The sequence below is a fragment of the Paenibacillus sp. NPDC058177 genome (assembly GCF_042883835.1).
GTDB classification, from domain to species: domain Bacteria; phylum Bacillota; class Bacilli; order Paenibacillales; family Paenibacillaceae; genus Paenibacillus_AQ; species Paenibacillus_AQ agri.
In genome coordinates, this window is sequence record NZ_JBHVVB010000002.1 from 175,159 (window position 1) to 199,179 (window position 24,021).

The window sequence follows — 24,021 nt, forward strand, 5'->3', positions numbered from 1 at the left end:
CAGCACATTCTATCCCTATATAGGACACAGATATTATCGCAACTGCGACAAGAGCCTTCTCTCCACAAAAAAACCGCGTGATCTTTCTTCCGGGGCAACGAACATCAACAGACCTGCAATTCCTGCTTCGGGAGAAAGACTATCGCGGTTCATTTGAAAGGACGCCAGCGTCCAGACAACCACTCTACCAGCTCCTGCCATCTAACCATAGGAGACTGCGCGTGATCGTCCTTCCTTTTGCCAAGCGTATATCCGATGAACACTACCAGTGCAAAGAACAGCATATCCCAAAAACCACTAATCAAATAAATCAAACCGAGAATGACCCCGAAGGAGACTCCGGCGATCCTACCCCCGTGACTTTCCCATACTTCTCTCCAGGACATAGGGGAAACCCACCTCTATTCCACTCGACTTTTGAAGCTTGGAGACTGTGACAGGTTGGCAATATATACGGACACATCCGCGACCGGTATGCCAGTCGTTTCCTGCACGAAATCATGCACCTGACGCTGAACTTCCGTGGTCAGCAGCGGGAGCGAATGCTCTCCGTCCACTACCGCGCGGATCATGATTTCCAGACCCGCCTGAGAGACGCGGATACGCGACTTCAGATCGCGGATGCCTTTCACCTTACCGGCAGCCTTGAGACTGAGGTTCTCAATCGTTTCCATGGAGATCTGGATATCCCCATACTCTGTGCGCTGATCCACCGAAGGCAAAGTTGCCCGGTCGCGTCGCATGGAGATATAGAAGAAACGAATGCTGAGCAAGAACAGGATCACTGAGATCGTGATCGCAACAATGTAAACTGCCGGCCCATCCTTAATCTCCACCGTTCTGGGGATGGCTCCGCTCAAGAGGAGGATGGCAATTACAGATAATATTCCGATGCTAAGGCTGTAGATGAACAGCAGAAGCCTGTCCAAAATTTTTGCCACGAGTCTCATAACCTCCTTAAATTAGAGTAAACCCTCGACGTTGCTGTCGGGGGTTTATAGAAGAACGGGTGGCTATTATTTCACGCGAAGCACGGCTTCGACATCCTCGTTCTTTTCTACAGTGGTGCTCTTGAACTGCACATCATGAATATGAACATTGACTTCCACAACGGTAAGTCCAGTCATGGTCTCGATGGAACGCTTAACATTGCGCTGAATCTCCGCCGCCACTTCAGGAAGACGGTTGCCGTACTCGATGATTACGGATACATCCACCGCTGCCTCGCGTTGACCAACCTCTACCTTCACACCTTTGGACAGGTTCTTGCGTCCGAGAAGCTCCACAATTCCTCCAGCAAATCCACCGCTCATACCGGCTACACCTTTAACTTCTACTGTAGCCAAACCTGCGATTACCTCGATTACTTCCGGGGCAATTTGGATTTCACCGATTTCCGTCCGTTCGAATTCCGTCGGCAATGTACTCATCTTAGCCTTCACACCTTTCAACATGTTGTTCATGATTTCAAGCTTAAAGCACGTCTCTTATTAAACATACTATATCATTTGGCGAACTTTATGACAAACAAAGCAAAGTCGTCCTAAACTTCATACTCTTCCAGGAATTTAATGTCAAAATTCCCGTCCAAGAACACAGGATGTTCAAGCAGTTTTTGATGGAACGGAATCGTCGTATGAATACCTTCCACCGCGAACTCGCCCAGAGCGCGCTTCATCTTCGCAATAGCTTCCTGGCGGGTCGGTGCCCAGACAATCAGCTTTGCAATCATGGAATCATAGAATGGCGATATGGTATACCCGGGATAAGCGCCACTGTCTACGCGAACGCCAAGACCACCCGGTGGCAGATAAAAGCCGATTTTGCCCGGTGAAGGCATGAAATTCTTCTCAGGATCTTCGGCATTGATCCGGCATTCAATGGACCAGCCGTTAATGACAATATCCTCTTGCTTGAAGGAAAGCGGATTGCCTTCAGCTACGGAGATCATTTCTTTGATAAGGTCAACACCGGTAACCATTTCTGTAACCGGGTGTTCAACTTGAATCCGGGTATTCATTTCCATGAAGTAGAAATTACCATCCGGACCTAGCAGAAATTCCAGTGTACCTGCTCCGGAATAGTTCACGGCAAGCGCCGCACGTACGGCCGCATCACCCATGGCCTCACGAATTTCCGGTGTCAGTACGGCGCAAGGCGCTTCCTCCACCAATTTCTGACGGCGACGCTGCACAGAGCAGTCCCGTTCGCCCAGATGGACAACATTGCCATGCTTATCAGCAATAATCTGTATTTCGACATGCTTCATTCCCGTCAGGAATTTCTCCAGATAGACTCCGGCGTTACCGAAGGCTTTCTGTGCTTCCTGCTGGGCTGCAGTAATCTGCTTCACCAAGGATTCTTCATCCTCAGCAATCCGGATGCCCTTGCCTCCGCCGCCCGCTGTTGCCTTAACGATGATCGGATACCCGATCTCACGGCCCAGCGTTACAGCTTCCTCTACATCACCCACAAGGCCATCAGAACCCGGGATAACCGGAACTCCGGCCTGCTTCATGGTGTCTTTCGCCACAGCCTTGTCACCCATACGCGTAATCGCTTCCGGGGAAGGCCCGATAAAGGTAATATTGCAAGACTCGCAAATCTCCGCAAAATCAGCGTTCTCCGCGAGAAATCCGTATCCCGGATGGATAGCATCGCATTCGGTCAACGTGGCAACACTCATAATATTAGTAAAGTTCAGATAGCTGTCCTTGGATGGCATCGGTCCAATGCAGTAGGCCTCATCTGCCAGACGGACATGCAGTGAGTCCCTGTCGGGCTCGGAATAGACCGCCACGGTGGAAATGCCGAGTTCACGACAGGCCCGGATAATGCGGACCGCTATTTCTCCACGGTTGGCAATCAGCACTTTTTGAATGTTCATGCGTTTCCTCCCAAAAGTATTGCGGAGCCTTAGCTCCGCATGATTTACGGCATATTATTCCGGTTTAACCAAGAACAGCGGCTGGCCGTATTCCACAAGCTGGCCGTTCTCGACCAGAACGGATACGATTTCGCCTTTCACTTCCGCTTCCAGTTCATTCATCAGCTTCATAGCTTCGATAATGCATACTGTTGTCTTGGCATTGACACGGTCGCCGACAGATACAAACGACGGCGTTTCAGGAGATGCGGCACTATAGAAGGTACCGACCATCGGAGACACGATTGTATGTAATGTGCTTTCTGCAGGAGTAGACGGAGTCTGTACCTGAACAGGTGTCTCAATTACAGTTGGCTGGACCGCTGGTTGCTGCGGAACAGGCTGTTGCAGAACAGGCTGCGTCAGAGGATAGGCATAAGGAACCGCTGTTCCGTCGGCCTCAGGGCGTTTCGGTTTGCGGATAGCCAGTTTCATTCCTTCGCTGTCAATCTCCAGCTCATGTACGGAGGATGTCTGGTCCAGCAATTTGATCAATTCCTTAATTTCGCTTAATTTGAACATAAAATCAGTTCACTCCTTCAGCTTTCTCTCGAAACCGCTCTTCTTCGCGGACAAGATAACTTTAAGTATTATATCATAAACGCTAGAAATGGAAAGAGCCCGGGATAACCCGAGCTCTTTCGCTATTTTCTTTGTTTTTTCTCATCGTTTACTGCTGGGAGACGTATTGCACGCTGACCTTGTCCTGAGTGACACTAAGTTCCTTCATGACCAGGTCTACAATGCTCACCGCCTGCTTCACATCCAGCTTGTCACTCTGAACGATCACTTTGTAGAAATTGTTACTGTCTTCCTTGACGATGGCCTCGCCATATTTTTGTTGAAGCTGCTCTTCGATGTTAGTGATTTTGGACTCTTTGTCTTCCAGCGCATGCAACTGTTCTTGAGCTACAGCATTCTCAGCTGGCGTCTTATCCATATCGTTGATCAGAGCCATCAGATCGCGGTATTGCTTCTGATTATTTTGCTCACGCTCGTACATGTAATTGTTGAATAAACTGCTTGCAGAGACACTTTGAGACGCGACTTCGTCCAGGACATCGGCATCTTTCTTGGCTGGTGTTTTCTCATCTGCTACTGCGGTTTTCTTATCGGTACTCTTGTCGCTGCTGTTCTTGCTGTCAGCAGTTGTTTTGTTACCGTCAGATTTTTTATCCCCCGCAGCTGATTTATCGGTTGTCTTGTCTGAAGCATCGGTGCTAGCTGCTGCATTATTGCTGTTATCGGCAGCTTTGTTGCTGTCATCAGTAGTTGCTGCTGTGCTGTCATCTAATGCTGCAGGGTCTTGTGCTGTTGTCTGAGCGGTAGCATCTACATCGCCGGTAACATCACCTTGGGTCACAACTTCATTGACCTCGAAGCCTTTATCAAGAGCAGTATTTGCGGAGGTTCCCTTAGCTGCGCCATCCACCTGCATGCTGCCCGCCGTCTCCTTCGGAACTGAAGCACCAGAGTCTTCTGTGAATAAATAATACGCGGATAAGACCACCATCAAGCTGAGCATCGATACTAACCAAATCGTTTGTCTTTTGCCGTTCATTCCTTATTCCTCCTTTTATGCTTTCCTTCTTCTATTCCTGCTTGCGCGGCACTACGGAAATCCTGTAGCTCGGTACATTCAGACCCTTCTGGACTGCCTGCTCAATCAAGCTGCGGACAACCTTGTTCTCTGCTCCTTTGGCCACTACCAGCACACCGCGCACCTGAGGTTTAACCCGCTTGGTTATGATCGGGGTCTGATCCCCGGACTGGGTGTAGGTTACGATCTCGCCGTCTCTTGTGTACTGCGTCGTATGGCGCTTTCCCCCGTTGGCATCCGTCTCTTCACTGCTCTGCTGAGAGTCTTTGACATCTCGTTGCACGACGATTTCCTCGGTAGAATCAACTGTGACCATAATATCCACTGTCCCCACACCGACGATTTTCTCCAGAATTTCCTTGGTGCGGTCTTCCATAGCCTGTTCTATGCCGGAAAAAGAATTGCTGACCGCCGGATCAGCTTGCTGGATAGTAGCCTGTGAACTACCGGAGCCGGGCGGCTCCCGCCCTGTATTCTCGCTGTCAATCTTCTTCACATTTACAAAAGAATTAAACAGCATGATCGCAGCGCCCAATAAGCCCAGAATAATCAGCCAGCGGAATGTATGGCTCCGCTTCGGGCTTCCCTGTCCGCCCCCGGCCCACTGTTCCAGCTTTTTCAACCAGTTGCCCATCCCTGTATCCCTCCTTCATTGTTCGGCATATTGTCGATGCTTGACCTCACAGCTTTGTGTCGCCTGCGCTTTGATCTTGTATGTGGATGACCTCCGGATCGAGATCCCATTTTTGCTTCAGCAGCTGAGTAATTAACTTTGCTTCTTCCTTTGACTCCCCGCTCTCGTCGACACTGCCCTTTACTCCCGTGTGCCCGGTTTGGGCTGGCGCTGCACTTGGTATTCCCCCTATAGACACCTCTACAGCTTCCACAGGGGCGATGACAATCGGCTGGGAGACCGCTGCGCCGGAAGCACCTCCCTCCCCCTCTGAAGGGGATTGGGCTGCAGGCAGCGCTACCGTTACACCTGAGATCACCGGGACGTCTCCACCGTTGCCCCCAGGCGGCTTGCCCATCGCCAGCGAGACAGTTACACGGACACCCCGGACGCCCATTTCACTTGCGATCTGATCTCGCATCTGTCCAGCTACTTCCTCGGCCGCCAGCTTGAGACTCTGCTCCTGACGGCCCTGGGCTAACTTCTGTCCGTCCGCCAAAATCTTTTCCAGCGAATCCGTCCCCTTGCCAGTGCTTGTGAACATTCCGCCTGTCTTCTCTTGCTGACTCATCGCCAAGCTAAGCTCCTTAGCAGCGTCTCCCTTCAGCAAGGAGACGACGGGGTTCAACAGGGTGAGCAGTATCAACAGGCTGAGCACCAGTCTGGCATAACGCTCCATGGACTTGCTAGGAAGCAGCAACTCCACGAAAGCCGCCAGCAGTACTACAAGGATGATCTCACGCAGCCAATCGCTTAACCAAGTCATCGTCTCCCTCCCAAAAGTGTGCTGCTGATGCTGCATCCCGGAATCCTCTGCTGCAATCCGGCTTCAGAAGCACCGCCTGCACTCACCTCATCATTACCGTGACATTGCCTGCGGTCAGCATAATCGTGACGGCCAGGAAGAACATCAGCGAGACTGCAGCCAAGGCGGCGAACACATACACCATACTTTTTCCAATCGTCTGCAGGCAGGTTACGATTGGTGTCTCGCCGAGCGGCTGCATAACAGCGGCAGCAACATTGTAGATGAGTGCAAGCACCAGGATTTTGATTGCCGGAAACGCACAGAGGAACAAAATAATGATAACTCCCGACAATCCAATGGCGTTCTTCACCAGCAGTGAAGCAGAAATGACGGTGTCCGTGGCATCCGCGAACATTTTACCGATGACCGGAACAAAATTTCCCGTTATATACTTTGCAGCCCTGATCGTAACCCCGTCAGTGACCGAGCTGGTAATGCCCCTGACGGATATGACGCCCAGAAACACAGTCAGCAGTACCCCCAGCAGCCCGGCACCGATATTGCGCAGCAGATTGGCCAGTTGGGTAAGCTTGTATTTCTCGGACAACGAACTGACCAGATGCAGCACGGCCGAGAAGAATAGCAGCGGGAAAACCATGGTGTGAATCAAGGTGCCGACCGTATGGATCATGAACACAATTAGTGGATGAGTGACCGAGACCGTGATGATATTCCCCATGGAAGCGAGAAGCGCGAAGAGCAGAGGAATCATCGCCATCATGAAATCAATCATCCTGTCGATCGCGTCCTTGGCATAACCGATAGCAATATTGAAACTGTTAACGGCAATGACGAGCACTACCATATAACAGAGGGTATACGCGACTTTACTGACGGTTTTACGTTCAAAAGCGGTCTGCAGCGTCTCCAGGATCATGCTCATCACACTGATCATGACAATGGTGACGAGGAGCTTGCCGTTATACAGTACCTCGTGCCACATGTACGCCCCTAGACCTGACAGCACCCCTTTCATGCTGAGTCCCTTGTCACCTGGCAGCAGCATATCCATGAGGGAAGGGGTGGCCCCGTCCGGGAAAAATCCGCCGTAATCCTTCATCAGCTGATCCCAGTATTTGTCCACTTTATCTTTGGGAAGGCTCTCTACCTGGCTTTTCACCCATTGATCCACCGGCGATGAGCTTCCTGCTGGAGTAGGCGCTGGCGAAGCAGCGGCGCTCCCGGCACACCACAGCATCACGAGGCAGGGGAGCAGAAGCAGTATGATTTTGAACGGCGGAGGGCGAAACTTGCGGCGCTCCGGCATGGCTTCTCCTCCCTGTTCCTCTTTCGCGTTCGTAGTTATTTAAGACCCTATGCGGGCAAAAGCTTCATGACCGTTTCAATAATAATGCTGATAATGGGCACGGCCAGCACCATGATCAGTATTTTTCCAGCCAGCTCAATCTTTGAGGCAATCGATTCCTGGCCTGCATCACGCACCACCTGGGCGCCAAATTCGGCAATGTAGGAAATCCCGATAATTTTGAAGATGGTCTTCAGGTAGATCATTTCCATCCCGGAGGATTCGGCGATCCGCTCCAGCGTGGAGAGGACCATCCCGATTTTGCCAATCAGGAGCAGAAAGATCAGAACTCCTGTGGCAGCTGTGAGCAGGAAGGCGAACATCGGCTTCTGTTCCTTCAGGACGAGTATCAATATGGTCGACATGAGCCCGATCCCTACAACTTGAATGATCTCCATGACACGCCGCGCCTATTGAAAAAGAAAGATCGTTTTGATTTCCTGGAGCAGTCCGTCCAGCATGCGGATGACCATGAACAGCACGACGACGAACCCGATGACTGTGACCCAATGGGCGATATCCTCTTTGCCCATCTGCTTCAGCACGGTATGAATCATGGCGATGATGATGCCAATGCCGGCAATTTGGAAGATGGCATTCACTTCAATATTCATTCCTGGCACCTCGCTAAAAGATCAAAATGACGATCAATGCTCCAAGCAGCAGACCCAGGCTTTTGCTCATAGTTTCGTATTTGCCCTGATCTTCTCTGGCCGCCGTCTCTTCCTGCTTTAATTGCTGCAAAGCCAGCGCGATATGGTTGCTCTGGTTCGACCTGTCGCTGGAGCCAAGCGTACAGCTTAGCTGCCTTATAATTTCTTTCTCCGCACCCTTCAGCGCTGCGGCCTTCCAGTGAGCCTCCATAGCCCGGCCGAAGGCCTCCTCGGCGCTGCGATCATGCGGCGGAGACATTTCCTCCGCAGCTTGGACAAACAAGGCTCTCAGCGGCTCCTTGCACTGCTGTCCAATCCGCCGCAGCGCTTCCGGCAGCGGCGTAAAGCCGTACATGATCTCGGTCTCCAGCCGCTGCAGGGCGGCGATCAGGCTACGGATGTTCCGGGGACGATCGGCATATTGCCTGGCCCGCTGGAACCCGGCCAATGTACCGGCTAGCACGACCAGCACGGCGCCGAACAGTTTAAGCATGGCGTTCACCGCCTGTCCGCTCTCCCGGTGAGCCGGGAAGCAGCGCGCGCTTCTGACTGTCCAGAACGCGGAAGGATAATCCCGCCTCACTGCGGTGGAGAATCACATAGCGCTCGAACATCCTGTGTTCGAGCAGACTGCCCAGCCCCGGTCTGCGGGCCAGCTCGGCCACTTCCTTACCGTGAGCGGAAGCCACGACTGTAATGCCTGCATGCAGTGCTTCAGTTACCGCATCGGCATCCTCGGGACGACCGATCTCGTCGGCAATAATGACGTCTGGGGAGAGCGAACGAATCATCATCATCATTCCTTCCGCTTTGGGGCAGCCATCCAAAATGTCAGTGCGTGGGCCTACATCGAAGGCGGGGATCCCGCGTCTGCTTCCAGCAATCTCGGATCGTTCATCGACGATACCCACCTTGAGACCTTGCCGGCTCCCGCCTTGCCTGTTCTGGCTGCCCCCGGAGATCTGTCTGGCGAGATCGCGCAGCAGTGTGGTCTTGCCATGCTGGGGCGGCGAAAGGATCAGCGTATGCAGCACCCGCAGCCGACCTTTGTCCAGCAGATAAGGAAGCACACTGTCAGCCACACCCGGCACTTCACGTGCAATACGTACATTGAATCCGGTGATGTCGCGCAGATGTTCCACACCGCCCCCGCTCAATACAGTTCGTCCGGCCAGTCCAATCCGATGGCCTCCAGGAATCGTAATGAACCCCTTCCGCAGCTCTTCTTCCATCGTATACAAGGAGTGGTTGCTGATCAGATCCAACAGCCGGTGGCTATCCTCACGATCCGGCCGATAAGCTTCCTCCGGCTTTTGTGTGAGCCTACCATCAGCGCTTAGAAAGTGGTACTTCCCGGAATAGTTGATTTCGAGCGGCCGGCCTTCGCGGACCCGGATTTCCTCTACCGCTGATAAAAGTTGCAAAGGAAGGCTTTTTAGCAGCATTCTTACTTTTTCAGGGAATAAGTGAAGCCAGTCATTTGCCATACAAGCTACCCCCAAGTTGTCCTCTACTTCTTCTGCTTTAGTTCATATTTATGCTTGTACCGGTCAAATATGACTATCATCTATCATTTTTTTAGAATTCCAATTAAGAGAAAGGCAACACCGCAGCCAATCCAGCCCAGCTTGCCCCAAGACAGTTCCTGTGCCATACCGGTAAGTCCAATAGCCGTGGTCAGAATCAATATAGTGGGTCCAACTAAAGCCAGTGTAGAATTGACAGCCAACGCCTTATCCACCTGATTAAGCCTCAGCATAAGCAGCGCAGCTATAATCTCGGCACTGCCGGACAGCATTCTCAACACAGCCATCCAGCTTACATACTTGTCCAAATCCGCTCATCTCCTTCTGACAATATTAAAAACACTCTTGCTCCCTTTGAATTCTCTACTTCCAGCCATTATTCATGGATATGCGGGACGGGCCCGGATTAGACAGGAAAGAAAGGGAAGATTAAGGGGAAGACTGTGAAACAAATCATAGTGATCATTTTGATAAGAAAATATCATCAGTATGATAAATTTATTTTTTTACATAAGAAAAAAAGAGGGGATATCGTATGTACGTTCGGAATTTATGGGCAGGACTAAGTGGAGCTGCTGCTGTGAAGCAGGCGCGAGAAGTAGCAATTATTATTATTTCGGCCTTTTTGGTCGCCAGCGGGCTGCGTCTGTTTCTGATTCCGCACCAGCTATTAAGCGGAGGAATAGCCGGGGCAGCGTCCGTAGTGGGATATCTAACCAATCCGAAATATATCTCTATAATTTATTTTGCAATGAATTTACCGATTCTAGTGTGGGGCTTTGTCGCTGTGGGGAAGAAGTATATCTGTCTAAGCATGCTCTCGGTGGTGGCTACAACCTGGTTTATGACGATTATTCCGGTGGTAAGATTGACCAAAGATCCGATTCTGGCCAGTATTTTTGGCGGGGTGATTATTGCCTGCGGTGTTGGCTTTGCGCTGCGAGTGGGCGGTTCATCCGGGGGCTTTGATATTCTTGGCTCTATTATTACCCGTAAGCACGATATTCCGATGGGGTCGATCCTGTTCGTAATGGACGGAATCGTGATTCTGAGTCTTGGCTTCTTCAAAAGCTGGGATTCGGCCCTGTATGCCATGCTATGCATCTTCGTCAAGAGCCGGGTCGTGGATATGATACATATCCGCCACGTCAAACTGACCTGCTTCATCGTCACCAAGGAACGGGAGAAGATGCTGAATCGGCTCACACTCCTGCCACATGGGGTTACCGTGGTGAATGCGGAAGGTGGCTACAGCCACGAGGGAAATACCATGCTGATGACGGTCACAACCCGTTATGAGCTGTCAGAGCTTAGGAAGACGATTCTGGAGACCGATCCAAAAGCTTTCGTCAATGTACTGGAGACGGTAGAGATTCTTGGCCGGTTCAGAAGACTCAGCTAGTAATAGCACCCTATCTTTTCTCTCAAAATGAATATAAATGGCCTGCAGGAAGAGACTTTTTTCACAAGTCACTATCGCGCAGGCCTTATTTGTTATAGACTTCGGGAAGTCTTCTAACCTGTGAAATTGCCAGCGGCCGCTGTTCCACTGAAATTTCTCGCCTGAACGTTGTTCAAGTTGTCTGTAACAGCAGCATTAGTGAAAATTTCGCAGGTATACTGAATCTGTCCTGTTGCAACATCCACAGCCGGGGGTACATCAACCGCATTAAATCCAATCATTTCATTTTCTCTGCTGAGCGCCACCCCAAAAGTCGTTGTAAAAATAACTGTGCCGTTTCTGCGGACATTAATAGTGTTGGTATTGAACTGTGGATTATTTTCCGTTTTCACAAAACCTGACAAGAGCACACGAACATTGCCATGATTCTCCGGCAACACTCCGGCGGTCTGAATCCCAATATCACCGAATACAAAGGGCGTGGCAGCTAGAGGAATAGTGACCGGTGTCGAATCAGACGCAGCTTGATTGGAGACCCTCAAATCAATAAATTGAATAGTCATAAGTTTTTCACCTCCTGCTTGTATCATATGACTGAGAGAGTTGATTATCTTGGACTACCCTTTAAAACACATGCTTATCCGGTAGATTTATGCACACTTTCCAGGTTTCCCAAAGAGCATTCGGGCAACGGAGATAATGCGTTTTCTTTTTCGCAAAAAAACAGGGATGCCGACAGCCGTAATGGCTGCTGACATCCCTGTTTGTGTGCTCACGTATAACTTAACGGCGGTCTTGTGGTCCGCCAACAAAAGCTTGCTCAGTGGTATCTAAATTATAGGCGGTGTGAAGCGCCTGAATGATATTTTGCAGATTGCCGGATTCAATGACACAGGATACCTTGATCTCGGACGTGCTTACCATCTTGATGCTAACGCCCTGATTGGAGATTACCTCGAACATTTGAGCCGCCACTCCAGGATGGCTGACCATGCCAGCGCCGACAATGGATACTTTAATAAGATTATCCTCGGAGGTCACTTCACGGTAAGGCAGTGCGCTGTGCAGCTCCTTGATTACTCCCTTGGCACGGTCCAAATCATCCAGCGAGACGGTAAAGGAGAAATCAGCTTGCTCCCCTTGCACGCCGCTCTGTACAATAATATCCACATCGATGCCTTCTCCGGCCAGCTTGCCGAAGACTTGTGCGAGTACGCCCGGCACATCAGGCACTCCCAAAATGCTGATCCGTGCCACGTTCTTATCGTAGGCAATACCGCTTACCACTACTCCCTGCTCCATGCTTGTTTCCTCCTTCACAACAGTACCTTCATTATGGTTAAAGCTTGATCTGACGACCAGCTTGACTTGATGACGTTTGGCATACTCCACGGCACGCGGATGCAGAACAGCAGCGCCCAGATTGGCGAGCTCCAGCATCTCGTCGTAAGAGATTTCCTTCAGTTTGCGCGCAGTCTTCACGATCCGCGGGTCAGTTGAGTAGATCCCGTCGACATCGGTGTAGATTTCACACACATCTGCTTTGATCGCAGCTGCAAGTGCAACGGCCGTTGTGTCTGAACCACCACGACCCAGCGTGGTGATCTCACCGTCCACAGTCATCCCCTGGAATCCGGCAACGATGACAATCTGGTTCTTCTCCAGAGACTCCAGCACGCGGCCAGGCAAAATTTCGTTAATGCGAGCGCGTCCGTGCGTCTCATCCGTACGGAATCCAGCCTGCCAGCCTGTATAGGACACAGCGTCCCGGCCAATTCCATTCAGCGCAATAGACAACAGAGCGACAGAGATCTGCTCCCCTGTAGTCATCAGCATATCCATTTCACGCGCTGGTGGCTGAGCGTTCAATTCCTTCGCCTGATCAATTAAATCATCTGTCGTATCACCCATGGCGGATACAACTACAACACAGCGGTGGCCCTCATCCTGCTTCTGTGCAATACGTCCTGCGACCCGCTTCATACGTTCAATGTCGCCGACGGAGCTGCCCCCGAATTTCATAACATAAAGTGACAAAGTCCCATTCACTCCCTATTTCGGTCTATGTAGTATCTTGCTTTCAGTTTCCCGCTTTAAATCAGTATAATACGAAATTAGTGTTATGCGTTAATGGTTTCACAAAAAAATATCCGGGCAATTCTTGGATTGTCCGGAATCAGGCCCTTCACAGGGCAATTTTAACAGGAAAATGATTGTTCGGGAAACCCAAACACGTACAAGCCCCGCCGCTAATGCGGGGGGCTTGTACGCAATAAAGTCTGATATGGAACACTCCTGCCTTACGACTACGCGCGGGAGATGTATTTACCTTCGCGGGTATCGATCAGAAGAACATCGCCTTCGTTGATGAACAGAGGCACTTGTACAGTGTGGCCAGTCTCAAGCTTAGCAGATTTAGTAGCACCTTGAGCGGTGTTACCTTTCACGCCTGGCTCAGTTTCAGCAACCTTCAGCTCTACGCTGGTAGGCAGGTTGATTCCAAGGATCTCGCCTTGGTAGCTTACAATGTTCACAGTCATGTTTTCTTTCAGGAAGTTAAGTTCCCATTCAAGCTGCTTGCTGGACAGTTCGAATTGATCGTAAGTTTCGTTGTCCATGAATGCGTGCTCCGAACCGCTGGCATACAGGTACTGTACACCACGGTTTTCGATGATCGCGCGGCCGATAGTTTCGCCTGCACGGAAAGTACGCTCAACGGTGTTACCGTTACGCAGGTTTTTAAGCTTGGAGCGTACGAATGCCGCACCTTTACCTGGCTTAACATGCTGGAAATCAAGAACGGTGAAGATATCTCCGTCCACCTCTACGGTCAAACCTGTTTTGAAATCGTTAACTGAAATCACAAATACCCCTCCTGAAATCAATAATTATAATGGAACCCTAATGAGAAAATATAGTCTTCCCGTTCGAAAGCTACTCATGGGCTTAAAGCCAACTTACAAAATGGTGTACTCTTTGGACGAGTGCGTCAGCAGCGAAATGCCGCTTTCCGTAATCACTACATCATCTTCAATGCGCACGCCGCCGAGACCCGGCAGATAAATTCCCGGCTCTACGGTAACTACCATGCCTGGCTCCATAATCTCATCACTGAGCTTGGAGAGGCGTGGCCATTCATGCACTTCCATGCCAAGGCCATGGCCGGTGCTGTGTCCGAACTGCTCGCCGTATCCATAACGCGTAATGATATCACGCGCCAGTGCGTCGCATTCACGTCCGGTCATACCCGGTTTGATATTTGCCAGCGTATGTAGCTGAGCCTCCAGCACAATATCATAAATCTCTTTCAGCTTCGGATCAGGCGATCCTAGCGCAATGGTCCGCGTCAGGTCGGAGCAGTAGCCATCAAGCAGAGCACCGAAGTCCAAAGTTATGAACTCGTTACCCTTAATCACACGACTGCTCGCCACACCATGCGGCATCGACGAACGTTCACCGGAAGCGACGATCGTATCAAAGGACGAAGACGTTGCTCCATGGGTACGCATGTAGAATTCCATCTCCAGATCCACATCACGTTCGGTCATGCCCGGTTTGATCACATTCAGAATATGGCGGAAAGTATCATCCGCTAGCGCGCCGGCCCGTCTCATGACAGCCAACTCTTCTTCATCCTTGTAGGTACGCAGGTTCTCAACAGCCTTGGATACCGGAACCAGCTCAGCCGGCTTTAAGGCTTCCGCATAAGCTGTATAAGCGCTGTAAGCCACTTGATCCTGTTCAAAGCCAATACGCACATTGTTGCCTGCTGGCAGCAATTCACGTACCGTATCTAGAAACTTGGAAGCGTGCTCTACCACTTTTAATCCGTTTGATTGATCCGCTGCCTGTGTCATATACCTGAAGTCTGTCAGCAAGTAAGCCTCGTCACCTGTGACGAGCACATATCCTGACGACCCGGTAAATCCGCTCAAATAGCGGCGGTTGATGTCGCTGGTAATTAAGATCGCATCCAAACCTTGATCCAGCAAAGCCTTGCGCAGCTTGGAGACACGCTTGTTGCCCATTTTCATTCTCCTCTCAAAATAGCCACATTGTATTTTAACATAGGGTTATGCCCTTGAGAAGTTTTTTTGAGGCGTTTAAGTAAGTATGCTTTTCCGTTCCCGCTTGCGCTCATCCGTGTACTCCATCGCAACGGTATACCCGATAAACAGTCCCCAGAGTAAAAAAACGCAAAATTCACTGATCACCGAATTCCATGGCAGCCGGAACGGACGCTGCAACAGGAAGAGCCAGGAGCCCGCCAGGAAGAGGCCTGCCCACCAGAGTACTCCATAAATCATCCCCGGCCACGGTCCCTTTAACCAGCGGAACACGAATACATAAATCAGGGTAGCGATCACCGACAGGAGAATAAAGGACAAGTAACCGATCAGATGACCGGCTGGCTTCAGCAAAAACTCATGCTTAAAGAAAGGCTCCGCCAAAAATGCGGGAATGACTTTGGTAAAGTGTAGTGTATACATGATCCAGCGGGCACCTCCCCAGAACAATCCGGCAAAAAAGCCGAGCTCCAAAGCAAACACAAACGGATTTGTATGCACTGTTCTCTGTTGTTGCGACTTGCTCATCTTGGCTGTACACCCTTTCCTCATTGGTTTAATACGGCCTAAACATCCTTATCCTCTCTCTAATGGATAGTATGTACAGCAAAAGCCGATCCAACTAGTAATGTCCGTAAAAATTAGTTACAATGAGGGATATACAAATATATTACAAACGGGAAGGTGAATGGGTTGTCCCAGGAAACTCCAAGCTACGGCGGCCAAGCCGTCATTGAAGGCGTCATGTTCGGCGGAAAGCATGTCAACGTAACAGCCGTACGGCGCAAGAATCAGGAAATCACATTTTTGGAGGTGCCGAAAAGCGACAAAAGCTGGGTCGTCAAACTCCGCAAGATTCCGCTGCTTCGCGGCCTTGTCAGTATTATAGATGCCAGTGCCAAGGGCTCCAAACACCTGAACTATTCCGCAGAATCTTATGCCGAGGATGAGGTAGATCCAGAAGAAGACGCCAAACCCAAGAAGAAGGATAAGGAAGAGGGCTGGAGTCTTGGAATGATCTTTGGCGTCGCTGTCATGGGTATTCTTTCTTTTATTTTTGGTAAGGTAATTTTTACCCTCGTACCGGTATTTCTTGAAAGTTTTTTATTTAAAAATGTATTCGACAACTATGTTTTGCACAACATCATAGAAGGTGCCATTAAGCTGATTCTGCTGCTGGTCTATCTATGGGCGATCTCCCAGACACCGGTTATCAAGCGGCTCTTCCAGTATCACGGCGCGGAGCATAAGGTCATCAGCGCTTTTGAAGCCGGTGAGGAATTGACCGTGCGCAACGTGCAGAAGTACAGCCGCCTGCATTACCGCTGCGGAAGCAGCTTCATGATGCTGACCATTGTGCTTGGCGTAATTATCTACTCTGTAGTTCCATGGGATAGTCTGTGGGAACGTGTAATTCAGCGGATTATATTGCTGCCAGTCGTTATCGGAGTCTCCTTTGAAGTATTGAAGGGAACAAACGCGGTACGCGACGTACCGGGACTGAAGTACCTGGGCTATCCGGGTCTGTGGCTTCAATTGCTCACAACGAAAGAGCCTAAAGACGAACAGGTAGAGGTATCTATCGCTTCCTTCAACCGCATGCGGGAGTTGGACGCAGAGATCGAAGCAAAGGGTTATGCAGGAGCAAGTGTGTCAGGCATATTGGATCCGGCGAAAGGATGAGTGGCCTATGAACAGGCATGCTTTGATTTTTTGGAGTGCAATACTGCTGGCAGCATTCGGACTGGTGTACTCGATCATCGATAGTGATTGGGGGGCTTTATCTGAACTGATTATCCCGGTTCTCTTGATCGCTGTGATCTATTATTTCTTCAAAAAACGTGCCTTTAGCGGAAGTCCACGTGGATCGAAGATCAAGGTAAAGCCTTCCCAGAAAACGATGGCCAAGGTAGCTGGCACCCGCAAGAGCCAGGCCTCGCCCGGTAAACGTAAAAGCTATCCATTCCAGGTCATCGAAGGCAGCAAAGGCAAGAACGATGATCACCTCCCCAAATATCATTAATGTAAAAAGGCATCTCCACGTTTAACGTGTGGGATGCCTTTTTCAATAAGTCTGCACTTCAGCGGGGCCGCCAGCCCTTGAAAAATACCTCCCCCGCCTTCAAATACAGCATTTATGGCCATAACCATAGAAATACCCCCGTTCCCATAGATCCTACTGCTTATCTATGTGCACGGGGGTAAATTCATGACCTATAAGGGATAACTAAAGGATCAGGGCTTAAAATAAAATGTGAGTAGGCTTGAAAGCCCAAATGGATCTCTGACCACAATATCATTGGCGCGGAACATAATGCTTCCCGCCACTTCATTATACTTCTCGTTATATTTCAATTGATTGATGATCTGCTGACCGCTCTGCCATTCCGCGCTTTGGTCGCTGGCCCCGACTTTATAGGCTGCCAGGCCGATGTAGAGCTTCACCTTAGTGTTCGCTACTTCATTCACCCACCAATCGACCAGCTTGTCATACCGTGCAGCATTGAAGGACAGGCTCCAGTAAATCTGTGGAGCGACATAGTCGATCCAGCCCTGCTTGACCCATGTCCGCACATCGGCATACATGCTGTCATAGGCGGTTACGCCTGCTGTGGTGTCTGAGCCTGTGCTATCCATCTTGATGTTGCGCCAGACGCCGAATGGACTGATGCCATACGATACTGCTGGCTTAGCGCTGTGAATCTGTGATCCAAGCTGACGAACGAACTCATTGATGTTGTCCCGGCGCCAGTCATCCTTAGATACGATTCCCTTGGCGTTATAGGTCTTGAAGGTTCCATCATCAGCAAAGGTAGTATTCGACGGATAGAAATAATCATCCAGATGAACGCCATCAATGTTATAGCCATTGACGACCTCCATTACCGTGTCAATAATATGCTGACGCGCCTCAGGTACCCCTGGATTTATGTACAGCTTGCCTCCGGCATTCACAATCCATTCAGGATGGGCTTTAGCGACATGATTGCTGGCGAGGCCTGTAGTAGACGCATCCGTGGTAGCCCGGAACGGGTTGAACCAAGCATGAAATTGCATACCGCGTGCGTGAGCTGCGCTGACCATATATGCGAGCGGGTCGTAGCCCGGATCCTTGCCCTGCGTTCCGGTCAACACCTTCGACCATGGCACCAGGGACGACGGATATAAGCTGTCTGCAGACGGTCTAACCTGCACAAAAACCGCATTGAAGCCCACTGCCTTCAGCTTGTCCAGCAGATTATCGAATTCCTGCTTCTGCTTATCGATTTTCCCGGCGGAAGACACCGATGGCCAATCCAGATTGAAGACAGAGGAAATCCATGCACCTTTCATCGCTTTGTTAACTCCCGCCCCAGGAAGGGGCACTGTCGGTACCGCTGGCGTCGACGTTGGTGTTGGCGTCGTTGTTGGTGTTACTGTTGGTGCTGGCGTCGCCGTAGGTGCTGGTGTAGAGGTAGGTGCAGTCGATGGTGTCGGCTGCTGCGGACCTGCCGATTGCGGCGGTTCTGCCCCTGTATACAAGGAGATATGCTTCGTTGCTTGATCCCATATCACCTGCAACCCGAGCTGTTCACTGACAAAACGCAGCGGTACCATTACCCGGCCCTGCTTCACCTCTACGGTGGTGTCAAGAGTTACTGCCGTTCCATTCACCAGAGCGTTCTTCTGGCCGCTGGTCAGCTTGATTACCGTGTCCCCTTGCGTGATCGTAGCGGTCTTGCTGCTCTGGTTCCATTCAACACCTGCGCTCAGTCCTTTACTGATAACGCTGATGGGCACCATAGTCACATTCTTCGGTGTAATATAAGGTGGCACATCACTAACCAGCGCCTGCCCGTCCAGTTCAATCGTAATCTGAACCCCCGCCGCACGTACCCCTACAGAAAACAGCGGCAGACTCAAGATGATTACCAGTAGTCCTAGCATCCATTTACGGTATTTCATAATTCCTCCCCAAATTCAAAAAGTGTGGTAAAAAAACAAAAAAACGGAGTCATCCTAAAAAGGACGGTATCCGTTTTGACGTAAAAAACTGGGAAAGGTTGCGGTAAATTCGTAGAAAAGAAACATCCGGGTCCCTTTTTCTAAGAATCGCTAACCAGTTCATCATGAATATTATAAAGCGTCTGCACCCGTTCCTGATCCCGCCGGAAATATTCCACCAGTGTCTCAATACGCGTGATGGAGTCCCAGCTCAAGTGATGCTCGATGCCTTCAACATCCTTATAGATATTCTCCTGCTGCACACCAATCAGTTCAAGAAATTGCTCCAGAAGCTGGTGGCGGTCAACCAGTCGTTTTCCCACTTTTTTTCCTTTATTGGTCAGGACAAGCCCACGATATTTCTCATAGATGAGATATTCGTCCTTATCCAGTTTTTGGATCATCTTGGTCACAGATGAAGGGTGGACTTCCAATCCCTCGGCGATATCCGAGACCCGCGCATATCCCTTCTCATCGATGAGCTTGTATATGCGCTCCAAATAATCCTCCATGCTGGGTGTTGGCATTCAACTTTACCTCTTTTCTATAATGAGCGTGGCGCATAAGGCCAAACCTTGCTCTAACAATGATACATGTTTCTCCCGCTCCTTGGCAAGTCCCGCCACATTTTGCGGACCAAATTGCACAGGATTACCACGGTTTCAATGACCGCTAAACCCGCACACTAAGGACATCCCCTATATGAAGGAGCGTGTATTCATGTCAACCGTGACACCGAAACGCCCTGCAGTCAGGCGGCAAAAAAGACCAACAGCCCCCTTCATGCCCGAGCTTGTTTTTTTCGAGCCGAATGCCCTGAATTACCCCAAAGGGGAGCGGATTATGGAATGGGTCAAGAGCAATAACATCCCTTACCGTATGACAACATCGCATAATCGTATCACCAATCTTCCAGGCGAAACGGAATCCGAGCAATATAAAATCGCCAAAAGAACACTTGTCGTCGGCTTGCGCAAAACACTGACCTTCGACCAGTCCAAGCCTTCTGCCGATTATGCTATTCCCATCGCGACCGGCTGTATGGGGCACTGCCATTATTGCTATCTTCAAACTACCCTTGGGGCCAAGCCTTACATTCGGGTATACGTCAATACAGATGATGTGATGGATGCTGCTAAAAAATACATCGAAGAGCGCTCACCAGAGATCACAACGTTCGAAGCCGCCTGTACCTCTGATCCGCTGGGTCTGGAGCATATTACAGGTTCCCTGGAGGAACTAATTAATTTCATGGCAAAAGAGCCGCTGGGCCGGCTGCGTTTTGTGACTAAGTATCAGCATGTGGACTCCCTGCTAAAGCTTCAGCATAACGGCCATACGCGTATCCGCTTCAGTGTCAACGCCGATTATGTCATCAAAAATTTCGAGCCGGCCACCGCCCGGTTCGAGGAACGTATAGAGGCTGCCGGTAAGATCGCTAGGGCCGGCTACCCTCTGGGCTTCATCATTGCCCCTATTATCTGGCATGACGGCTGGCAGGAGGGCTACGCAGAGCTGCTGTCCAAGCTCGCAGAAGCGCTACCTCCCGAAGCGGGTAAAGGCTTGACCTTTGAAATGATTCAACATCGCTTTACCAAGACGGCCAAGACGGTCATTGAGAAGCGCTATCCGAAGTCGAAGCTGGAGATGGACATTGAGAAACGGAAAAAGAAATGGGGACGGTGGGGCCAGAACAAATACGTCTACCCCGATGAACAACAAACCGCCCTGCGGGAATTCATCACAGAGCGGATTTTCGAGCATTTTCCAGAAGGTAAGATTGATTATTTCACCTGATGAGACAAGCTGCGTTAGCAGCATCTTCTAAATAGGAAGAATCACAGCCATTGTCCCATATTAATTCCAGAGTAGCTCAGCCTAAAACTTCAGCCATTCAGGTGTAATATTCTGCAACCAAATCGTGATGCGGAACATCTGATCCGTAAAGAGCAACAGGCCCATAAGCACCATCAGAACGCCGCCGATCTTCATTAGCACATTGGAGTACTTCAGGATGCGTCTGGCTCCGCCTAGGAAGAAAGCCAGCGCAAAAAAAGGTAAAGCGAACCCGATACTATATGCAGTAATAAGCGTAAACCACGTGCCAGGATCACTGGCCGATAGCGCAATGATGGCTGTTAGAATCGGGCCAATACACGGTGACCAGCCGGCAGAAAAGCCAATGCCGAAGATAAAAGATCCGGCATAGCCTGCCGGCTTCCATTTGAGATTCAGCTTTCGTTCACGCATCAGAAATTGTGGCTGAAAAATACCGAGCAAAAACAGCCCCATAACAATAATAAGGATTGCCGATAACTGGCGAATCAGATCCCGCTGGCCGTTAAAGAACTGTCCGAACAACCCCGCACCAAAACCCAATGTGTAAAAAACCGCAGAAAACCCAAGGATAAAAGCCAAAGTATGACTCAAGGTCCGGAAACGGACCTCTTTGGTGTTGCCGCCGCTCTTCAATTGCTGAACAGATAATCCGGTTATGTAAGACAAATACGAAGGATAAAGAGGCAGGCAGCATGGAGAGATAAATGAGGCCAGACCCGCAGCAAAAGCTATTCCTGCATTAATGTTGGACAAAGCAGCAGTGCTCCTTCCCGATTAATGTCTCTTCCCAAAACCTTCTTCAGTATCGCGACTTATGATTTCCCGTTGTATATGTTAAAATGCTCAGCTCACACCTTTTTTGTTGCTTTCACACATTCATTGTTACGTTAGGACGTTCAATGTTGCATTCACACGTTCAACGTCCGCTTACACGTTCTTTGTTACGTTCACACATTCATTGTTGCGTTAAGACGTTCAATGTTGCATTCACACATATTCATTGTTGCGTCCACACGCCCAACTTCTGCCTACACGGGACTACCTGCGTATCCCCTGTTTATGTTGGTAGGCCCTTCTTCCCGATCAGCGTCAGAGCCAGCATCGCAATAAGTAACAGGACAATCGTAGCCCCTGGCGCAAGATTCCAAATTCCGGCTACAACAAGGCCACCCACTACCGCAATTTCTGCGATAACCACCGAAACAATAACCGATGATTTAAAACTACGCGATAACAGCAGGCTAATGGCTACTGGTATGGTCAGCAGCGCGGATACCAGCAGGGAACCAACGATTTTGATCGCTGTGCTGATTACCAGTGCGGTCAGGATCGTTATTAACATGTTCAACAGCTTTACCGGCAGTCCGCTGACGCTCGCAGCATCCTCTTCAAAGCTGAGTAAGAAGAACTCTTTGAAGAATAGCGCAACCACAACCACAACTGCTATCGTAACCAGTCCAACGACGAGCAAGTCCGTATTATCGAGCGTATAGATGCTACCGAACAGATAGCTCATAACATCTGCATTGTACCCTTTCCCCAGTGTGAAGAAAAGCGAAGCCAGCGCTACACCGCCTGACATGATGATGGCTATGGACAACTCGGCATAGCTTTTGTAAGCCTTGCGGAGCTTCTCAATGGCAAAGGAGGCGGCAACGGCAAAAATCAGTCCTGCTCCCAGCGGATAAAATCCCGCCAAGAAGCCCAATGCCACACCGGCAATCGTGACATGCGCCAGCGTGTCCCCGATCATCGACAGACGTCTAAGAACAAGAAAAACGCCTATAAGCGGCGCAGTAATACCAATCAGCAGACCGCCCGCAAGCGCCCGCTGGAAAAAATCGCTGAATAGAATTTCCAAAATCAATTCTCCTTTTTTTTCGATCCCTCCCAAACCCTCCCTTCCCGAAGGGAGGGCCCCAAAGGGCTGCACCCTCTGGACACCGCTAAGTGCAACTGACGTAGGCGGGAGGGGGGCTGTGTCTAGGACCGTTTGGCGCATGCTCGCTTTCGTCCCTGACGGGACACGCTTTACGGTGGACGGGACTTAGGGACTTGAAAGATCTACTGACAAGATCAAGATATAAGGTCAAAGGCAAGGGCAAAGACCTGATGTTATCCTATGTTATACAATGGATAACTGTAAGATCCAATGCGCTTGGTTATCCTATGTTTGACCATGGATAACCACAAAGCAAACATTTTAAGGCATCTAATGTTATACTGTCGACGCCTCATCAATACTAAAAAACCTGGGAGCATAACTGGAAAAACTCCAGTTATTTAAGAAGGATAGCCCCTTTTTCTCAAATTAGCTGGAATTGTTCCTGTTAATCTAGCATTTTAAACGGATTAGAGCTCAATAGCCGAGAAATAACAGGAACTTATCCTGTTATTCTAACACTGACCAAAGAATGAATCAGATTACCGGGAAAAAACCCCGTTATTCTCATGCACTCGATCTCCATCAACCAAGTGTGTGCTGAAGATTATCCTCGACACAATCCTGCACATCATGAGAGTGGCGGGAGTAGAAATTGATTTTACCGTTACGCTGGACAGGCTCCTGCCCCAAATAATTACGGATCATATCAATATCATGCGACACCATCAGGAAGGTCATATGATGATGAGCATGCATATGCGTGATCAGGTCGAAGAATCCGGCCTGTGTCTCGGCGTCGATCCCAACGGTAGGCTCGTCCAAAATCAGCAGATCCGGGTGATTGATCAGCGCACGCGCCAGGAACACCCGCTGCTGCTGACCGCCGGAGAGCTGACCCACTCTTTTATCCGCAATATCCTGTATACGCATCACTTCGAGTGCATCATCACACTGCCGGTGCTGTGCTTTGGATACTCTACGAATCAGGTTTTTGTTGTTATAGAGGCCAGACAGCACCACTTCACGCACGGTAGCCGGGAACAACGGGTTAAACGCGTTTTTCTGCGGCACATAGCCGATCCGCTCCCAGTCCTTAAACTTGCGCACGGATTGGCCGAACAACTTGATATCGCCGCTACTCGGAGGCAGCAGGCCGACGATCATTTTCATCAACGTGGTTTTACCAGCGCCATTGGAGCCAATGATGCCGAGAAAATCACGCTCTTTTACAGTATAGCTAAGTCCGGATATAACTTTTTGCTCTCCATAGGAAAAGGAAAGATCCTGTATCTCAATCATATGTTGATGACAGTCCAGGGATACCGGTTGCATGCATAGTACCACCTTTCACG

Annotated in this window: 29 protein-coding genes; 4 read left to right on the forward strand and 25 right to left on the reverse strand. The window is 50.0% G+C overall.

Going from position 1 to position 24,021, the window contains the following annotated elements; genetic code table 11:
- Nucleotides 1-149 precede the first annotated feature (149 nt).
- The 14 genes from ACFVU8_RS10865 to ACFVU8_RS10930 all read right to left on the reverse strand — a co-directional run bounded on the left by ACFVU8_RS10865 (nucleotide 150) and on the right by ACFVU8_RS10930 (nucleotide 9,800).
- Nucleotides 150-386 carry a DUF2273 domain-containing protein gene (locus ACFVU8_RS10865; protein WP_066363711.1) on the reverse strand — a complete coding sequence of 79 codons (237 nt, stop codon included), beginning with the start codon at nucleotides 384-386 and terminating at the stop codon, nucleotides 150-152.
- 15 nt (nucleotides 387-401) lie between these two features.
- Nucleotides 402-941, reverse strand: coding sequence for an alkaline shock response membrane anchor protein AmaP (amaP, locus tag ACFVU8_RS10870; protein WP_379465659.1), 540 nt, complete (start codon nucleotides 939-941; stop codon nucleotides 402-404).
- 75 nt (nucleotides 942-1,016) lie between these two features.
- Entirely contained in the window at nucleotides 1,017-1,430 is a 414-nt protein-coding gene (locus tag ACFVU8_RS10875) for an Asp23/Gls24 family envelope stress response protein (protein ID WP_175373055.1), read from the reverse strand.
- A 113-nt stretch (nucleotides 1,431-1,543) separates the two neighbouring features.
- Nucleotides 1,544-2,887, reverse strand: coding sequence for an acetyl-CoA carboxylase biotin carboxylase subunit (gene accC / locus ACFVU8_RS10880; RefSeq protein ID WP_379465660.1), 1,344 nt, complete (start codon nucleotides 2,885-2,887; stop codon nucleotides 1,544-1,546).
- A 54-nt stretch (nucleotides 2,888-2,941) separates the two neighbouring features.
- Nucleotides 2,942-3,448, reverse strand: a complete 507-nt coding sequence (gene accB, locus ACFVU8_RS10885) for an acetyl-CoA carboxylase biotin carboxyl carrier protein (RefSeq protein WP_175373053.1) — start codon at nucleotides 3,446-3,448, stop codon at nucleotides 2,942-2,944.
- A gap of 148 nt (nucleotides 3,449-3,596) precedes the next feature.
- Complete coding sequence (locus ACFVU8_RS10890) at nucleotides 3,597-4,487, reverse strand: SpoIIIAH-like family protein (protein ID WP_387427358.1); 891 nt, start codon at nucleotides 4,485-4,487, stop codon at nucleotides 3,597-3,599.
- 31 nt (nucleotides 4,488-4,518) lie between these two features.
- The gene (spoIIIAG, locus tag ACFVU8_RS10895) at nucleotides 4,519-5,160 is read right to left on the reverse strand and encodes a stage III sporulation protein AG (protein WP_175373051.1); all 642 of its coding nucleotides are present in this window, start codon (nucleotides 5,158-5,160) and stop codon (nucleotides 4,519-4,521) included.
- A 46-nt stretch (nucleotides 5,161-5,206) separates the two neighbouring features.
- Nucleotides 5,207-5,965 carry a stage III sporulation protein AF gene (gene spoIIIAF, locus ACFVU8_RS10900; protein ID WP_387427360.1) on the reverse strand — a complete coding sequence of 253 codons (759 nt, stop codon included), beginning with the start codon at nucleotides 5,963-5,965 and terminating at the stop codon, nucleotides 5,207-5,209.
- Nucleotides 5,966-6,047: 82 nt separating this feature from the next.
- The gene (gene spoIIIAE, locus ACFVU8_RS10905) at nucleotides 6,048-7,274 is read right to left on the reverse strand and encodes a stage III sporulation protein AE (protein ID WP_387427361.1); all 1,227 of its coding nucleotides are present in this window, start codon (nucleotides 7,272-7,274) and stop codon (nucleotides 6,048-6,050) included.
- A 47-nt stretch (nucleotides 7,275-7,321) separates the two neighbouring features.
- Complete coding sequence (gene spoIIIAD, locus ACFVU8_RS10910; RefSeq protein WP_066363745.1) at nucleotides 7,322-7,711, reverse strand: stage III sporulation protein AD; 390 nt, start codon at nucleotides 7,709-7,711, stop codon at nucleotides 7,322-7,324.
- Between the two features lie 12 nt (nucleotides 7,712-7,723).
- Nucleotides 7,724-7,927 (reverse strand): stage III sporulation protein AC, encoded by a 204-nt coding sequence (gene spoIIIAC, locus ACFVU8_RS10915; RefSeq protein WP_025335735.1) that lies wholly within the window; start codon nucleotides 7,925-7,927, stop codon nucleotides 7,724-7,726.
- A 13-nt stretch (nucleotides 7,928-7,940) separates the two neighbouring features.
- Nucleotides 7,941-8,459, reverse strand: a complete 519-nt coding sequence (spoIIIAB, locus tag ACFVU8_RS10920; RefSeq protein WP_387427362.1) for a stage III sporulation protein SpoIIIAB — start codon at nucleotides 8,457-8,459, stop codon at nucleotides 7,941-7,943.
- Nucleotides 8,452-9,453 carry a stage III sporulation protein AA gene (spoIIIAA, locus tag ACFVU8_RS10925; RefSeq protein ID WP_387427364.1) on the reverse strand — a complete coding sequence of 334 codons (1,002 nt, stop codon included), beginning with the start codon at nucleotides 9,451-9,453 and terminating at the stop codon, nucleotides 8,452-8,454. The genes spoIIIAB and spoIIIAA overlap by 8 nt, the downstream gene beginning before the upstream one ends.
- Before the next feature lie 83 nt (nucleotides 9,454-9,536).
- Nucleotides 9,537-9,800: a YqhV family protein gene (locus ACFVU8_RS10930; protein WP_376767049.1), complete on the reverse strand. Its 264-nt coding sequence runs from the start codon at nucleotides 9,798-9,800 to the stop codon at nucleotides 9,537-9,539.
- 227 nt (nucleotides 9,801-10,027) lie between these two features.
- Between ACFVU8_RS10930 and ACFVU8_RS10935 the strand changes: the two genes are divergently transcribed.
- Nucleotides 10,028-10,894, forward strand: a complete 867-nt coding sequence (locus ACFVU8_RS10935; protein ID WP_175373046.1) for a YitT family protein — start codon at nucleotides 10,028-10,030, stop codon at nucleotides 10,892-10,894.
- A gap of 113 nt (nucleotides 10,895-11,007) precedes the next feature.
- Here ACFVU8_RS10935 and ACFVU8_RS10940 read toward each other — a convergent pair whose 3' ends face one another.
- The 5 genes from ACFVU8_RS10940 to ACFVU8_RS10960 all read right to left on the reverse strand — a co-directional run bounded on the left by ACFVU8_RS10940 (nucleotide 11,008) and on the right by ACFVU8_RS10960 (nucleotide 15,489).
- Nucleotides 11,008-11,457 carry a hypothetical protein gene (locus ACFVU8_RS10940; protein WP_175373045.1) on the reverse strand — a complete coding sequence of 150 codons (450 nt, stop codon included), beginning with the start codon at nucleotides 11,455-11,457 and terminating at the stop codon, nucleotides 11,008-11,010.
- Nucleotides 11,458-11,677: 220 nt separating this feature from the next.
- Nucleotides 11,678-12,931, reverse strand: coding sequence for an aspartate kinase (locus tag ACFVU8_RS10945; RefSeq protein WP_379465666.1), 1,254 nt, complete (start codon nucleotides 12,929-12,931; stop codon nucleotides 11,678-11,680).
- A gap of 269 nt (nucleotides 12,932-13,200) precedes the next feature.
- A complete protein-coding gene (gene efp / locus ACFVU8_RS10950) occupies nucleotides 13,201-13,758 on the reverse strand; it encodes an elongation factor P (protein ID WP_175373043.1) in 558 nt (185 codons plus the stop codon).
- A gap of 93 nt (nucleotides 13,759-13,851) precedes the next feature.
- The gene (locus ACFVU8_RS10955) at nucleotides 13,852-14,922 is read right to left on the reverse strand and encodes a M24 family metallopeptidase (RefSeq protein ID WP_175373042.1); all 1,071 of its coding nucleotides are present in this window, start codon (nucleotides 14,920-14,922) and stop codon (nucleotides 13,852-13,854) included.
- Nucleotides 14,923-14,997: 75 nt separating this feature from the next.
- On the reverse strand, nucleotides 14,998-15,489 hold the full coding sequence (locus ACFVU8_RS10960) for a YqhR family membrane protein (RefSeq protein WP_387427366.1): 492 nt from the start codon (nucleotides 15,487-15,489) through the stop codon (nucleotides 14,998-15,000).
- A gap of 216 nt (nucleotides 15,490-15,705) precedes the next feature.
- On the opposite strand from ACFVU8_RS10960, the gene ACFVU8_RS10965 reads away from it, so the two are divergent.
- A complete protein-coding gene (locus ACFVU8_RS10965) occupies nucleotides 15,706-16,644 on the forward strand; it encodes a DUF1385 domain-containing protein (protein WP_379465936.1) in 939 nt (312 codons plus the stop codon).
- 7 nt (nucleotides 16,645-16,651) lie between these two features.
- The gene (locus ACFVU8_RS10970) at nucleotides 16,652-16,984 is read left to right on the forward strand and encodes a hypothetical protein (protein ID WP_379465668.1); all 333 of its coding nucleotides are present in this window, start codon (nucleotides 16,652-16,654) and stop codon (nucleotides 16,982-16,984) included.
- Here the strand turns inward: ACFVU8_RS10970 and ACFVU8_RS10975 are convergent.
- The 3 genes from ACFVU8_RS10975 to mntR all read right to left on the reverse strand — a co-directional run bounded on the left by ACFVU8_RS10975 (nucleotide 16,981) and on the right by mntR (nucleotide 19,472).
- On the reverse strand, nucleotides 16,981-17,112 hold the full coding sequence (locus tag ACFVU8_RS10975; RefSeq protein WP_387427368.1) for a hypothetical protein: 132 nt from the start codon (nucleotides 17,110-17,112) through the stop codon (nucleotides 16,981-16,983). The two genes, ACFVU8_RS10970 and ACFVU8_RS10975, sit on opposite strands and share 4 nt — an antisense overlap.
- An 84-nt stretch (nucleotides 17,113-17,196) precedes the next feature.
- The gene (locus ACFVU8_RS10980; protein WP_387427370.1) at nucleotides 17,197-18,906 is read right to left on the reverse strand and encodes a family 10 glycosylhydrolase; all 1,710 of its coding nucleotides are present in this window, start codon (nucleotides 18,904-18,906) and stop codon (nucleotides 17,197-17,199) included.
- A gap of 140 nt (nucleotides 18,907-19,046) precedes the next feature.
- A complete protein-coding gene (gene mntR / locus ACFVU8_RS10985) occupies nucleotides 19,047-19,472 on the reverse strand; it encodes a transcriptional regulator MntR (RefSeq protein ID WP_066363772.1) in 426 nt (141 codons plus the stop codon).
- Nucleotides 19,473-19,665: 193 nt separating this feature from the next.
- On the opposite strand from mntR, the gene splB reads away from it, so the two are divergent.
- Complete coding sequence (gene splB, locus ACFVU8_RS10990; RefSeq protein WP_379465671.1) at nucleotides 19,666-20,742, forward strand: spore photoproduct lyase; 1,077 nt, start codon at nucleotides 19,666-19,668, stop codon at nucleotides 20,740-20,742.
- Nucleotides 20,743-20,823: 81 nt separating this feature from the next.
- Here splB and ACFVU8_RS10995 read toward each other — a convergent pair whose 3' ends face one another.
- From ACFVU8_RS10995 to ACFVU8_RS11005, 3 genes are all read right to left on the reverse strand, one after another.
- Nucleotides 20,824-21,537 (reverse strand): cytochrome c biogenesis CcdA family protein, encoded by a 714-nt coding sequence (locus tag ACFVU8_RS10995; protein ID WP_175373036.1) that lies wholly within the window; start codon nucleotides 21,535-21,537, stop codon nucleotides 20,824-20,826.
- 304 nt (nucleotides 21,538-21,841) lie between these two features.
- The gene (locus ACFVU8_RS11000; RefSeq protein WP_175373035.1) at nucleotides 21,842-22,645 is read right to left on the reverse strand and encodes a metal ABC transporter permease; all 804 of its coding nucleotides are present in this window, start codon (nucleotides 22,643-22,645) and stop codon (nucleotides 21,842-21,844) included.
- Between the two features lie 606 nt (nucleotides 22,646-23,251).
- On the reverse strand, nucleotides 23,252-24,001 hold the full coding sequence (locus ACFVU8_RS11005; RefSeq protein WP_175373034.1) for a metal ABC transporter ATP-binding protein: 750 nt from the start codon (nucleotides 23,999-24,001) through the stop codon (nucleotides 23,252-23,254).
- Nucleotides 24,002-24,021 lie beyond the last annotated feature (20 nt).